14 protein-coding genes are annotated in these 13,764 nt (G+C 51.6%); all 14 read right to left on the bottom strand.

Going from position 1 to position 13,764, the window contains the following annotated elements:
* Positions 1 to 3: 3 nt before the first annotated feature.
* Entirely contained in the window at positions 4 to 528 is a 525-nt protein-coding gene (locus tag IEX98_RS22710; RefSeq protein WP_188891772.1) for an imm11 family protein, read from the bottom strand.
* Positions 529 to 530: 2 nt separating this feature from the next.
* Complete coding sequence (locus IEX98_RS22705; protein ID WP_229692335.1) at positions 531 to 1,139, bottom strand: hypothetical protein; 609 nt, start codon at positions 1,137 to 1,139, stop codon at positions 531 to 533.
* The gene (locus IEX98_RS22700) at positions 1,136 to 2,551 is read right to left on the bottom strand and encodes a contractile injection system protein, VgrG/Pvc8 family (RefSeq protein ID WP_188891770.1); all 1,416 of its coding nucleotides are present in this window, start codon (positions 2,549 to 2,551) and stop codon (positions 1,136 to 1,138) included. The genes IEX98_RS22705 and IEX98_RS22700 overlap by 4 nt, the downstream gene beginning before the upstream one ends.
* Positions 2,548 to 3,138 carry a hypothetical protein gene (locus IEX98_RS22695; RefSeq protein ID WP_188891768.1) on the bottom strand — a complete coding sequence of 197 codons (591 nt, stop codon included), beginning with the start codon at positions 3,136 to 3,138 and terminating at the stop codon, positions 2,548 to 2,550. The genes IEX98_RS22700 and IEX98_RS22695 overlap by 4 nt, the downstream gene beginning before the upstream one ends.
* A gap of 175 nt (positions 3,139 to 3,313) precedes the next feature.
* Positions 3,314 to 4,105: a DNA and RNA helicase gene (locus tag IEX98_RS22690; RefSeq protein WP_188891765.1), complete on the bottom strand. Its 792-nt coding sequence runs from the start codon at positions 4,103 to 4,105 to the stop codon at positions 3,314 to 3,316.
* A gap of 16 nt (positions 4,106 to 4,121) precedes the next feature.
* On the bottom strand, positions 4,122 to 6,695 hold the full coding sequence (locus IEX98_RS22685; protein ID WP_229692344.1) for a molecular chaperone: 2,574 nt from the start codon (positions 6,693 to 6,695) through the stop codon (positions 4,122 to 4,124).
* A gap of 233 nt (positions 6,696 to 6,928) precedes the next feature.
* Entirely contained in the window at positions 6,929 to 7,624 is a 696-nt protein-coding gene (locus IEX98_RS22680) for an iron-dependent peroxidase (RefSeq protein ID WP_188891762.1), read from the bottom strand.
* Positions 7,615 to 8,907, bottom strand: a complete 1,293-nt coding sequence (locus IEX98_RS22675) for a normocyte-binding protein (RefSeq protein ID WP_188891760.1) — start codon at positions 8,905 to 8,907, stop codon at positions 7,615 to 7,617. The genes IEX98_RS22680 and IEX98_RS22675 overlap by 10 nt, the downstream gene beginning before the upstream one ends.
* Positions 8,908 to 8,939: 32 nt before the next feature.
* Positions 8,940 to 10,595: a PP2C family protein-serine/threonine phosphatase gene (locus IEX98_RS22670; RefSeq protein WP_188891758.1), complete on the bottom strand. Its 1,656-nt coding sequence runs from the start codon at positions 10,593 to 10,595 to the stop codon at positions 8,940 to 8,942.
* A gap of 50 nt (positions 10,596 to 10,645) precedes the next feature.
* Positions 10,646 to 11,503 carry a PP2C family protein-serine/threonine phosphatase gene (locus IEX98_RS22665; protein WP_188891756.1) on the bottom strand — a complete coding sequence of 286 codons (858 nt, stop codon included), beginning with the start codon at positions 11,501 to 11,503 and terminating at the stop codon, positions 10,646 to 10,648.
* A gap of 13 nt (positions 11,504 to 11,516) precedes the next feature.
* Positions 11,517 to 12,044 carry an FHA domain-containing protein gene (locus IEX98_RS22660; RefSeq protein ID WP_188891754.1) on the bottom strand — a complete coding sequence of 176 codons (528 nt, stop codon included), beginning with the start codon at positions 12,042 to 12,044 and terminating at the stop codon, positions 11,517 to 11,519.
* Between the two features lie 70 nt (positions 12,045 to 12,114).
* Positions 12,115 to 12,690 carry an FHA domain-containing protein gene (locus IEX98_RS22655; RefSeq protein ID WP_188891752.1) on the bottom strand — a complete coding sequence of 192 codons (576 nt, stop codon included), beginning with the start codon at positions 12,688 to 12,690 and terminating at the stop codon, positions 12,115 to 12,117.
* 15 nt (positions 12,691 to 12,705) lie between these two features.
* The gene (locus tag IEX98_RS22650) at positions 12,706 to 13,152 is read right to left on the bottom strand and encodes a J domain-containing protein (protein WP_188891749.1); all 447 of its coding nucleotides are present in this window, start codon (positions 13,150 to 13,152) and stop codon (positions 12,706 to 12,708) included.
* Between the two features lie 96 nt (positions 13,153 to 13,248).
* Positions 13,249 to 13,674, bottom strand: a complete 426-nt coding sequence (locus tag IEX98_RS22645) for a hypothetical protein (protein ID WP_042160167.1) — start codon at positions 13,672 to 13,674, stop codon at positions 13,249 to 13,251.
* Between the last annotated feature and the right edge of the window lie 90 nt (positions 13,675 to 13,764).

The raw sequence follows: 13,764 nt of genomic DNA, 5'->3' as shown, positions 1-13,764 counted from the left end.
CCTCTATTCCATTGCTGCCCGTACTAGCTTCGTACCCATGAAGCCTCTGCGCATAATGCTTTCCGCTACATCCAATCGAACGATAACGAGTGTACGCTCGCCTTCTTTTAACGCGAAAATTTTCTTCCCTTGCACGTTTTCCCTCTGCAGCACCAATTTCTTAATGACGCTGCGATCCAGATTGAACTCGCTGCTTGAACTTAGCGCTTCCACCTCTTCAAAAATCGGCAAATAGTAGATTTGCTGCTTTCTATTCCGCGCATCAATGAGCGGAATCATTTTGAACAGCGTTCCCGGTGCATACATTTCGATCACTCGCTTAAGCTTGTCCGATACGAGATAGAGCTGGCGATCGAGAATATCGAGAAAGCTGCTATCTGCATCGGCCGCAACTCGAAATACGACCGTATCCGGTATTTTCCCAGCGTGAAATCTGTTCACATTCCTGGAGTCGATCTTCTGTCTAACCTCCAGCAGCGTTGGCGTATTGGCATATCGCTCGTCTTGCTTCAAAATAAAATAATCCATCCTTATTCATCCGATCCGCTATCGGGATACAGAAGCTCATGCTGATCTCTGTACTCCCCAGCCAGAATGGTCAAATCCTCGCTTTTCCTCATCGCTGCATACCCTTCACTCTCAATTAGCGCCGGCACTCTGTCTCGAATATATTCAATAGCAAGCAGATGATATTTCATCGCTTCCTGATGGATGATATGCTCAATGTCCATCGGGTTGATCTTCCGCGCGTAATTCACTCTCTGCTTCTCCAGCTCCCGCTGCCGCTCGAACACCGGATTGAATAAGAAGTCAGCCTGCCACAGGCTGCAGCATTCCTCTTTATCCATATACCAGTCGGCATCATAAAGGTCGATTCGATATTCCGCTCTCTGCTCCATGAAGCTCGTCCGCAAATAGGAAAAATGGATATATTGAATATCCCGTTTGCGCCCTTGCAACTGCAGCTGAGCTGCATGTAAGCACGCTGTTTCAAAGGCCGCAGTCAAGGTGCGGTCAATACGATCTTTGTCCGCCATGTACCGCTCGTTAATCGTAACGAAATCCTGCTGCCACTCCCCCGCCAAATGATTCACGAGCAAGTCTTCCAATGCCGCCGTGCGATCCATAACCGGAATCATACGATGTTCACCTTCCCTCCGCTCATCGTGACATCATCCAGAATGCTTAAGGTGGCGCTTGCTTGCTTCAGATCTACTCCTTCTTCCCCTTGAATGATGACCTTGGTCCCGCCGTTAATTTCGATGTCATCCTCGGCGTTCAACGCTATTTTCTTATCGCTGTTAATTTCGATACCACCATCGTCGGTCAAGCGCATGAGCAGCTGCCCGCTTCCGATGATTTCAACAGCGCCGGGCTGGAAAACAATCTGTTTACCGTATTTGGTGCTGATACTTTTAACCGATGGATCGCTTCGTTTCTTTGAATCGGATGATGACAAGTTAACAGAGCTCGCGGCAAATGCGTTGCCATCCTGCTCGTCGGGAAAGTAGACTCGGATTTGGTCGCCGGTTTCCGGCATGCAGTACCAGCCGCTTCCATCAGGTGAGGAATAGATTGTGGAGTAAGGAAACCAGCTCGCAGTGGCATCGTCCTGGTCTTTGTCAATATCGAGGAACACTTTGACGGTGTCGTTGGATATGCCAACAACCTTGCCGAACAACGACGTTCCCGCTAATGCACGATTGTGCATTTTACCGAAGCTGAACCCTTTGGCATCCATAAATTGATAGGTATGAGTCAGAACGCCATTTCTGAATTCGGTAACAGCGTTATAGACATACAGCCGTCTTTTTTTGAATTCAACGGCATCGCACAGCTCGAATACTTCATTCGTCGTCACTTCATAACGGATGAAGTCCTGCGCTTGAATATCCAGCCCTTCGCCAACGGCGGATTTCAGCCGATATTCCTTCAGATTATTGGTAATGGAGTAATTAAACTCGTTCAGACTCCGTTTTGCCGGATGATTGGGCAGTCCGATATAGTATTTAACCCCTTCAACACTGCATATCGGAGCGAGTGCGGCATGGAAGTGAGAGGCCAGACGCTTAATGAAGTCCCAGTCCGTCTCTTTATACTGCACGAGGAAACCGCCAATGCTCTTTCCATTGGACGCCTGATCAATCACTTCAGAGCCAGGATATGCTTCTGTTGCCGAATTAAAGATTTCACTATACTTCATCGCTTTATTCTGATAGGAACGGCTTTCCTTCTTCATATCCATTAAGCTGGTCGCGCTGAGCGCTTCAATCACAATACTTCGAACATTCCGTACCGTCTCCACCGCAATGCTGGTGACGACGCCTTGAAACAGCCTTAGCTGCCGGTCGCCGTCTCTCAACGAAATATCGATCCGCTCGTTCTCATCGGCACTTTCCACATCATGATCCATTCGTTCCTCGGCAATCATTCCGCGGATATACAGCTTGGCATGCTCATTCAATTGCTTCGTAATTTTGAGCTCCGTAACCGATTCGAACTTGTAAGGCGCTATGATTAAATCGGCAAAAGTGTGCAGGGCTTGGTTCATGTCTGTTCCTCCCCTTTGACTACGCGAATTGTTTTCACAATTTGAAAAGCGATGTCTCTCCAATTGGTATATTCCTTGTACATGCAACAAAAGGTTCCCATTACCGTTTGACCGTCAAATTCGAACAGAAACATGAGATTGTACATAAATCCGTCGAGCGCGGGACTTTTAAATTCCAGGTAGCCGATATTTTTCTCCCCGACAGCCTCCACCCCATCGGAATAGAAAACATAGGCAGGATTAAGCTTCTTCATCATCGCTTTCATCCCATCCGTCAGCTCTGCAACCCATTCTTCCTCCAGGTCATTGTCCACCCGATTGAGCGTAATGTTGACAACCCCATGCTCATCGGACTTAATAATTTCCGGACGTTCACTAGACGGATATTTAATTTTTTTATACGATTCAGGCAGCTCGTCGAAGTCTTTGGGCATGTAAATCTTCACTCTATCATCGTAGAAAGCTCTTTCTTCGAATTCGTAGTATTGGTTGCCGATCTGAACGGGCCCCGCCAGAATATCATTGGATACCTCCAACTTCTCTGCTTCATTTAATAGAGCTGCTATTTTCTCATCTGCAAATTCCATTTCTATTCCTCCTTCGTAGGCTTCGTAGCTAGCAACTATCCCTATTCTTCATTAGCAGTGTACAGCCTCGACAGGCTTCGTATTAATCGGCTGATACTGTTCCAATCTCCAGTTTGTGGCAGTTCACTGACAGCCACTCATCCTCTTCGATAATGTTGCAAATACGTTTCTAGCTCTAATCCACCAGCACCCGCTGCATGCCCCCTGGCCGCAAATCACCGCCCCGACCGAAACGATCCCCGCTTCGAGAAGCGGCATGATCCAATATGCGGCGCAAGCTCTCATAAAGCTGCGTATTTTCCATAGGCCTGCGTTCGGCTCCCAGACGAACGGCAACATAATGCTCAATGACCGAAAAGGCCGCCGTCCCCTCGTTCAAGATCAGCATCGCGAAAGTGATGTCATGCGGATCGCTGCTGCCGCTGCGCAGCAGCTCGTCGGCGTACCTGCGCATAATAATAGGAGCCATCGTGCTCTGAGCATATCCCGAATAACGTACGTGGACGAACTGCAGCGTGTTGAACTCCGTCGACATGTCGCGGAAGCTTTCATAATTCATCCGCAGCCTGGCCCCTTGCTTAAGCTTGAATCTTCCAAGCTCAAGCTCGCCTTGCTGCAAGACGACATTCTCATCCAGCACAATATCCGCCGTATAAGCGGTCATATCGCTTCGGACAACCGGCTCTTCGGCGAAACGGATCTTGATGACCGTTTCCCTGCCCGTCGATTCATAGCGCAGCTCCTGCTCCTGTTCCAGCACGTATAGCCTGCCGCCATATTTGACAATTCCCCGGCTAATCGTTAGCGTATGCTCTCCGACCGATATATCTGCGCCTGTCAGAATACCGTCCGAATAACCGGCATAATAAATATCCAGCATATGACGCGGATAATCCCGAAGACTGTCGAGCATCTCCGTCTTCAGAATCCGTCCCTTCGTAAAACTCGGATACCGATCAATGAACATGGATGCAGCCTCCTCTCTATTTCATTCCGTCGAAGAAGTCCAGCTCTGACAGGTCATCTTCGAACGTGAACAGCCGTTTCTCGCCCAGCTGCAGCTGCTCGTTCACCCGTGCGACCGGCACAATGAAGAAGCCCCACTGATTGTCACCCGTCACAACGAAAAACTTCGACTCCCCATTGACGATCGTATCCGTCTCCTCCTGCGGAATTTGATCGCCATACAAGCCGGCAATCTCCTCATACAGCGCTGGCTTATAGCCCTCTGGATGATTGGCGTATACATACTTGCGAAGCATGCGTTCATCCCCGCCTTTCAAGTAGAACTCCACTTCGGACACCGCTTTCGGCCTCGAAACGCCGCCTCGCAACCCGCTCAACCGCTCCATGCTGTTAATGAGCACCTTCTCGCCGCCTTGATGAGTAAACGCGGTTACGGTGTATGGAACAACCGGCGCGACCCGTGTTATATTCGCTTCAATCTGCCCGAGCTTGCGCGCAGTCAAATACCGAATCGAGCCTCTCAAGCAGCTTAGCTTCAAATCAGGCACCTTATCTGCGTCCTCTGACCGTTGCCGGAACTCGATGCTTCGTCCCGGTACAAATTCCTTAAGCGCCTCGCGGAAAACGTCAATCCGGCAGGATTGCCCCGTCAGCTTCAAGATTTGATACTGCTGCAGCCTTCCGTCCAGATAGAAGCCTTCGAGAAACTTGCTTATGACCGCATAAATATCCGATTTCAGCAGCTTGGTCATTTCATTGACCGTGAAGACGATATCCGGACTGTCGTGACGATCAGCCAAGCGCCCGTCCTCCCCCCGAAGCGACAAGCTCCATCGCTCGACCGGTGTCACATGCAGATCATTGTCCAGTACGCCTGAAGAGCGCGAAGTCCGCTCGGCTTCGAATCTTCTGCGAACGATGCCCGTCCGGCGGAAAAACTCAACCTTCATCGCCTCGGCCAGCTCCCACAAAAAATAAAAGTTGCGGCGCACTCGCCAATATTCGTCACCCGTACGATTCTCGTATTCTCTAAATCTTGTAGGCAACACTCGCTCCGCTTCGGCATAGCGGCGTTCCAGCTGCTCGTAGACCTTGGCTGTTCCCTGATCATCGACATACCGGAACAGATCAACGCCGGCTACTTCAATTAGTTCGTCGATATCCCCCCCGGAACGGATTCCTAAGTAATAGTCGGCGAATGCGATTTTCATATATTGCATCACCCGATAGGTGAGATTATTGCCTCCGAAGTTGGTATCGCCATTCTCATAGGCGGTGCGGATATCGATTTTATAGGAAATACGCCCCTCCTCGATCTGGAACCGGCAGGAAGACAAATCCGTCGTTCCGCCGCCGCAATCGATGACGAGAGCATCATACGTTTCACCGTCGATATAACGGTTCTGCTCGATCTGATCGGCGATGGTGTTGTACAGCACCGCCATTCCTTCATCTACCGCATGCTCCCGTTCAATCTCATATTCCGGCAGGATAGCGGAGAACATTTCCAGGAATGATTCCTTCAGCTTAACCGGCGTCGTGAAATGCAGCTGATTGAACCGGCACTTGAAGCGATGCTCGGCCGTCTCGATCACATGCAGCAAATACGCTCGAATAATATCGCCGCGCTTAACCGTTGCCGTATTGCCGTGAACGTCGGTTACTTCCTCCAGCTTGTCCCTTCCGTTCACCCAGCGTTTCATGCCCAGAAAGACGGATGCCCGGCTGGCGTAGCCGTTTTTCTTTAATTGGCGTAACGCCTCATAGCCGTAACAATAGACAATTGCCGAAGAATCGGAACAATCCGTCACACCGATTGCCGTCGGCAGCATTTCGATCCAATTGCCGCTTTCACTAGCGAATGACACATAATTGATTGCACCAAGCTTCAAGCTCCCATTCAGCAAATCATGCCTGTTGGGCGATGCGATATACCCATGGTCCAGATAAGCGCCAGCCGTAGTATTGGATGTGCCGAAGTCAATCGCCAATACCGCTTGCGTAGCCTCCAATTGACGGATATCCAGCTCGGCTACCGGCAATCGCCAATAATGAAGATTGGTCGGCGGCATCGGTCTTTCGCTGTAATACGCTTTATACAAATAATCCGAATCCTGCTTGCGGAAAAACAACAGGCTATAATTGCGGTTGGACGTCCGGCTCAGCTCCGTCTGCTTATCGAACTGAAGCGTATATGCGCCCGGTTCCTTCTCGTCCTTGACCAGATTCATAATGCCGCATAGCTCATCCCGCTCATTGACGATCAGCACATTCGATTCGCCAATACCCGACGCCTGCCCCGTCCGAACGCGGTAGCCGTCGCTCCCGTCCAATCTTAGACCGGCATATAGGGTCAGCTTGGCCGGCACCTGAATCGTTTCCGCCCCAAGCTGCGGACTGTTCAAATAGCTTCGCAGCGCATGCTCGATGCGCTGGATACCGCCATCCCGCAGGCTGCGGATGAATAGGCGGTCGGCAGCTCCCCGATATTTCAATACCGTCCGAATCAGCTCGCCGCGATCCTGCGACTCCACAACGCCTTTGACCAGCCGCTCCTCGTGGCAGATGCGGCGCAGCTGATGCGTCGTCATCTCCTCTAGCTCATCCCGCCCGTATCGCCTAGAGCCGGCATCGGAACCGGACCCGAACCCGGAACTAGAAGAACCGGATTCGCCATGAACTATGCCATTGCCGAATGCAGAACCGAACTGCTGTGAAGCGCCATCCGAAGCGTTGCCCTGCCCGCTTCTGCCTTGCTCATCAACGCCTGGTTTATAAATTTTGTATGTATAGCCTCGCAATGTCGCTCCCCCTCCTTCCCTGCCTAATACAAGGCGATACGATCAATCCGCATCGTTTCTTCATAGCCCTGTATGCCGAAATGATGCTCCCAGTAAATTTCCGTATCGAAGCGGATCGGCAGAAAAATTCGCCGCACCAGCTCGATTCGCGCTTTCGTCTCCGCCGATTCCTTCTGCCCGACATAGAAGACCAGCTCATCCTTCTCCTCACAGTTCACATAGATCGTCGAACGGCGGAACAGCTTCCTCATCGTATCCTTGAGCAGATAGACGGCTTCGCCAGTCTCGTAAAGACGCAGCACATTGACAGCAATGATTTCCCTTTCATCCCGGTTAAACAATGCCAGACCGCGTTTCACATCCTCCCCGAACAGACATTCCTCCATATCCTTAAGAACAAACCGGATACAATACTCCCGCCTGTTCATTCCCTGCATCAGATCGATGTCCGCCAAAAAATGAATCATAATATCGAACAGCGCGTTGCGCAGCTCTTCAGATTCCTCGTTGTCGAGCGTGAACATGTCGAGAAAAATATCGTAAAACCGATAGTAAGGATTCACTTCGACTTCCCGCTCGATATGCATGGCATTGATGTCGACAAGGCTCAGCTCCATGTACGGCGAGTACACCTTGGCAGGCTGAAAGTAAATACCTTTCTTGCTCTTGCCCGAACGCTGAGCCTTGACCATTAAGTCCCATATGTAATTCAAGCCCATTCCCCTTCGCATCTGTATTCCGGAAAATACATCTGGATCTCGGACACGAGAAAGCTCATCAGATCGCACAGCATATAATCATGCTGGTCTTGCCCGCCCCTCGGGCGGAACGTCAGCTTAAGCCGCTTCTTCCCCGCTTCCGAGCGGATATTGTCGCTGATGAACGGATTCATGCCATACGTCCGGCCTTTTGCTCCGCCTGAGGGAACGCTGTCCACCGCCGCTTCCGCCAGCTCCAGCCACTGGGCCGCTTCGAAGGAATGGACGATTCGCATCAGTTCGCCTGTCGCACGTACGACCATCGTTTGCTTACGTGCATATTTTCCAATAAAACCATCCTTGCGGCGGTTCGAATAGAGCGGGTATTCCAGCTTGCCCTGCTGTGTCAGCACCGGCTGCGTCAGCTTCCATACATTCCACACGCCCGACCGCTCCTGCGGGCTGACAATCGTCAGCTCTTCGGCAGAGCGTTTAATATAACGGATATTTTCCTCATCCCCGTCGACGAGATAGCCATGTTCGGAACCGGTCTTGCGCAGAGACATGACATGCTCGAAGTTGATTCGGTCCGCTGCAGGCACCGGAAACCCGCTGTTCTTCAGCTCAAGCTGCTCAATATTCCATAGCGGAATAATATCCGTCCGCTTGTAATGCTCGTATTGTTCCAAGTCGACGCTGAGCTCCAGCACTTCCTCTGCTACTGCCGGCATTCGGTCGCTGCCGGTCAGTATGACATCGATGAACTTGTAGGCATACGGATGATTGACTGTCTTCCAAGCTACCCCGTTTTTCTGAAAAACATCATAAAGACGCTCGATCTGCGACGTATACCGGCTGCTTCGCTCCACTCTTGCTTCGATGGCGTAACGGCCGCCTGTCGTCTCCAGAACGCCGCCGAATGTCCGTTTCCCAGTCAGCAGCTCATTTAGCTCCGGATTGCCGCATTGCATGAACAACGTATACAGCTTCGTCTCTTCACCTCGACTTAAGCTCTCTACAATCCGGTTGAGTGCAATGGAGGGCAGCTTCACATCTTCAGGGAGCATCGGGTACAGGAAATCATGAATGGGATCAAAGTCGTCGCGAGCGCACACGGTTACAAAAATATCATGCTTGTCCTCGCCGTCCTCCAGCTCCTCGAATACCCTTCGCTCCAGCGCGGCGTTCATCTTCTCCTGGTAATCGACCATCCCGAGGAAGAGCCCGTTCATAAGCTGCTTCAATTGCTTGCGCTGTTCCAAATCTTCCATCCGGCTGAGCCGGTCCGCTACGATATCCTTCATCCGTTTCCGTCTTCCCCTCTCTCGCCCGTTCCTCAGCCATTGCTTGCAGATTCGTTCTTCTCTGTATTGCCGCTGTCATTGACAGAAGCCGGCAAATCACCATTCGAACTTTCCTGCCCGGAGCCGCCTGCCCCGGCAGCGCTTGCCGGAGGAATCGGATTCAGCTTGTCTTCCGCCTTGGTAATGCTCCTCTCCAGCTTAAGCACAGACTCCAGCATCCCGATCTCCTGATACACCGCCTGCGACTGGGAAAAAGCATCGATGGCAGCTGCATATTTCCCCGCTGCCAGATTCCGGTTGCCTTGCTTCTCCAGACTTTCAGCCTGCAGCTTCTTCTGCTCCTTCTCCAGCTCCGCAATCTTTGCTTCCATATCGTCCAGCTTCGTCTTAATGTCCTTCACCCCGGAATAGGAGACATTAAGCGCAGCCTTATGAGCGTCCCTGTAGAGCAAAAGGGCCGCTTGGTAATCACGCGACTCGGCCTGCAAATCCGCCTTCTGCACCGTTTCCCCGATCCGAATATATTCATCGATACTGGCGATTCTTTGATCCAGCTGCTTGGGATCATACTTGTCATCGCCCTTCGTCTCTTCCTTCGCCTTCTTATATTGCGTGAGCGCCTTATCGTACTTGCCGTCGCGCAGAAAGTCGTCACCCGCCACAATCAGCTCGGCTTTTTTGTAGCTTTTTCCATACAATGCAACATGCAGTTTATCTTTAATCTTCTTCGCTTCATTACGCGCTTCGCTATACGACTTCATCGCCTGCGCGTAATTCTGCTCCTCGACATAGGTATCTCCATTGCTTCCGTATTCCTGCATATTGACGACGCTCTCCGCGACCCTTGCAGCGGCGCGTCCTTTGAAGTAAATCGCCATACCGCCTGCGATAAGGACCGGGATCATCGCGATCGCAATCCGTTTAATCCACTTGCTCCGTTTTTTCTTGTCTTCCTTATACACCTTGTCCGCGTAGACAGCAGCCACTGTATAGTTGCCGATCGACGCCCGCTGCTTGCTAAGCAGTACATCCTCCAGCAAATCGACCAATTGGGACGGTTCTTGCGCTTCCTCAAGGGCGTCGAGCATTTCCGGAACGTCAACACCCTCCCAAAGCCCCTGTGTAGCAAGCAGCAGCACATCTCCATCGTGAAGCGGCGTCTTCTTGGATAGGAATGGCTCGCACCCCTCGGGGTTGCCCAAGTATTGCAGCAGGTTATGCCGCTCTTCATGACGGTCAATTGCGGATTCCGATAAATTCCCTCTGTCAGCCATCGTCTGCGCCAGCGAAGTATCTTTGCTTCTGGCCAGCAGCCGTCCCCCGCGAAAGTGATACAGTCTCGCATTGCCCGCAACTGCCCATACAGTGCGGGTATAATCCGTCACAACGACGATGATGCTCGCCTTAAGCCGAACGCGGCGGCTCTCATACCGCAGCCATTCATGCGCCTCAAGCACATACTCTCTCAGCTTCCTGCGGGACATTGTCGGCTGCTCGGAAAAGTTCTCCAGCACGCACTGCACAGCCATCTCCGCACTGTTGACCTCTGTGTCCGTATCGCAGCCGTCCACAGCGACCCAGCAGGCCATATCGTCCAGCTCGACGTAAGCGAAGTAATCTCTGTTCTCCATAAAATTGCCTGCTTCGGACAGAAATTCTGTCTTAAAGTTGCTGTTGTCCTTTCTCATCGTTGACCTCCGCTTACATGCCGTTCCTCGCTTGGCTGATCTTCATACCGTTACAAAGCCGGCTCCAAAATAACAATCGTCGCATTGTCCTGATTCTTCAGTCTTTTCCGTTCAATAGCTTCGATCAGCTGCTCCGCGGCTTCATACGGCGGCATTCCCTTGCCAAGAACCTCATCCATCTCAATTTCTGTCAGGCCGTTGTAAAGCCCGTCGCTGCAAAGCAATATTTTATCCTTTGGCTTCAAGCGGAACGGCTCCTCGCAAATATCCATACTCTCGAAGCTTTCATAGCCCAAGTAATTGATAAGCCGTTTGCGCATCGGGTTGCCCCGCGCCTGATCCGCTGTTATTTCACCTGAAAGGCAGCGTTCCTCCAGCACCGTCGCTAATATATGCTTTCGGTTCACCGGGATGAATTCACCTTTCCGGTAGATGATAATGACGCTGTCGCCGACCGCTCCCCAATGAAGAGCGTCGCCGCAGATGATGGCGGCGACGGCGGTTGTCCCGCCGTTCGAGCCGCTAAGCTGGCGCAATATATCGCCATTCGCCTGTCGTGCAGCTTGACTCAGAAAAGGCGCGATTTCCCGCTCGCTATTCACGTTCATGAACTGCCTGATGAACGTCGATACGGCGGTTGTACTTGCCATTCTGCCGTTTGCCAGTCCGCTAATGCCGTCTGCTAGCACGGCTATCGTTCCTGCCGGTGTCTCCGCTGTTGCGAAATAATCATCCTGCTCCTCCCGTGCGCCAATTGTCTGACCGTTACCGATCTGCACGGCAGGCGGTTGTTGCCGGACGACGGGGCCTCCCCTGGCCGCCAAACGCCGGCGAATCAACAACAGAACGACAATAACAAGGATAAAAGCGAGCAGAATGACAAGCGGAGGAAGTTGGACAATCTGCATAAGCATCATCCCGTTAAGCCCCGCTGTCTTCCCATTCAAAGTGCGTGCCGCAGAGCGGAATGAATATAAACTTGCTCCTTCCCAGCTGCACAACGTCGTAAGCGGTCAGCTCGACAGGGGAATAGACCGCTTCATTGTTATGGTATGCAAGCCCCGAAGCATCGCCAGGCAGCAGATAGAAATTCCGTTTCTTCGGATCGTAGACGATAACGGCATGATTGCGCCTGGAGACGGAATTGTCGCCAATTATGCGGATATGCATTTCCTCAGAGCGGCCGATAAAGTTTTTCTCCGCCATAATGCGGTAATCTTGGCCAAGCTGAGGACCCTCGATACAGACGAGCCATCCGGTAACCGGATCGATCCCCTTCACTTCGCCCATATACGGCATCGTTTTCTCATCCTCTTCCACCTGCTGCACCGGTCTCTTCTCTCCGCCTTTTGCCCCCTGGAATTCAACGCTGGAGCTGCAATAAGGGCAAACGTTGCCATGCTTTCGCGTACTGAACATGTGGCCGTTTGGGCATCTCGTCAAACTCATCGTGATCGATCCTCCATCTATTTGAGCGTCATCGCCTTTCAAGCGGCGATCCGCGGCAAATTCATCGTTATTATTTCACCAGCAATCTTGTGTTCGCGATCAGGAGCAAATCCCCCGCGTCCAGCCTGTACGGCTGCTCGTTGTCCAGCCTTGTGACCGCGCTGCGATTGAACTTTCTCAGGCCGACGCCGTTGCGAGAATCAAGATCCTCGACATACCAGGCGCCCTGCGCATAGTTCAGCACCGCATGCTGGGGACTGATAATCGATGCGTACTCCGCATCGGATAAGTCTATGTCAACCTCGCTGCGGCCTGAGCTTTTGCCGATCAGCAAGGAAGTTTCCCCGTTTATGTACCATTCCTTCATTCGCTCGCCCTCTTCGTCCAGCAGCACGAGCTTTGCTATGGGTTCTGTCTTGCGCTTCATTCCGTTCCTCTTGCTTAGCTTGATTCCCAAAAAGATAAGCAGCGCCGTTAATGCGGCAATAGCAGCCGCCCACATGACCTGCTCGTCTGTATTAATAAAAAAAGCGTAATATAGTGCCTCTATCGCAGTTATCAGAATAAGGATGTCGATAATAATGATCCCTTTCGATTTGCCGCCCCGGTCATGACCTTTATCCGCCGTCGTTGCCTGCGCCGTCATCCCATAGTTCACTCCTTATTTGCCGAAAAAACGATTGAACAAATCGGTCGTATCCAGCGGATTGCTCTTCTTGTTCAGCGGTTTGCCGATTCCGTCCGCTTTGTTCTTCGGATGGAAACCGAAAAACTGCTCGAACTGCTGCGACATTTGATTGATATCGAAGTCCGCCCCAGCCTTGTTGCCTGCACCTGCTCCAGCATCGGCCGTTCTTCCCGTCTTTTGCGGTCCACCTCCTGACGCCCGATGGGTTCCGGCAGACAGCTGCTCGTCATAAGCGCTTCTTTTGCCCGGATCGCCCAGCGTTTCATAGGCTTCCTGCACTTCTTTAAATCGTTTCTCCGCCTCTCGGCTGCCGCCGTTTGCATCGGGATGATGCCGCTTGGCGAGCTTCCGGTAAGCTTGCTTTATCTGATCCGGCGTCGCTTGCCGCGGAATCTCCAATAGATCGTAATAAGTAGCCATCGCTTGAAATCAACTCTTTACGTTGGATTGGTAAATATAACAGACGGAGTGCCTTTTGCAAGGCACTCCGTCCATTCATTCGTTGGCTGTCAACGGTTAAACGGAGTAGCCGCCTTCGATTTTCGTAAACTCGGTTTTGTCTTTCTTCTGCTTGATGTACAGGCTGAACGTGCCGACGCCTTCCGTATCGCCGAACTCTTCGGTGTAATCCACCACGAAGGCGTTCGGGAAGTACACTTTGCGCACCACTTGATCAGCTGCGATAACTTCCAGCGTCACTTTACGGTAAGCATCAGCTTTCTCAGCTGGTACAAGCGACCAAGTCGCAAGCTTCAGCGTGTCGTCAGCGCTGTCGCCGTCCGTAGCTGTAATAATTTTGCCGCTCAAGAGCAGCGTAGCGCCAACGTCTGTGGAACGCGCGTTGGAATCATCCGGCGTATCCGTGTCGTACTTAACCTTTTGAATATTGTCCAATCCCAGCTCGATTGTTTCTGCGCCTTCTACTTTCAATCTGAATCCCATGAATAATTGCCTCCTCGAATTTGTTTCAGCCAATGGCTGTGTGAATTATATATGTTGAAAGGCAAGCCCCGGATGGAGCTTAAACCTTTA

This window comes from Paenibacillus radicis (ex Gao et al. 2016) (assembly GCF_014641555.1).
GTDB classification, from domain to species: domain Bacteria; phylum Bacillota; class Bacilli; order Paenibacillales; family Paenibacillaceae; genus Pristimantibacillus; species Pristimantibacillus radicis.
Note: the sequence above shows the minus strand (reverse complement) of the source record. Positions and strands in the feature narration are given on the sequence as shown.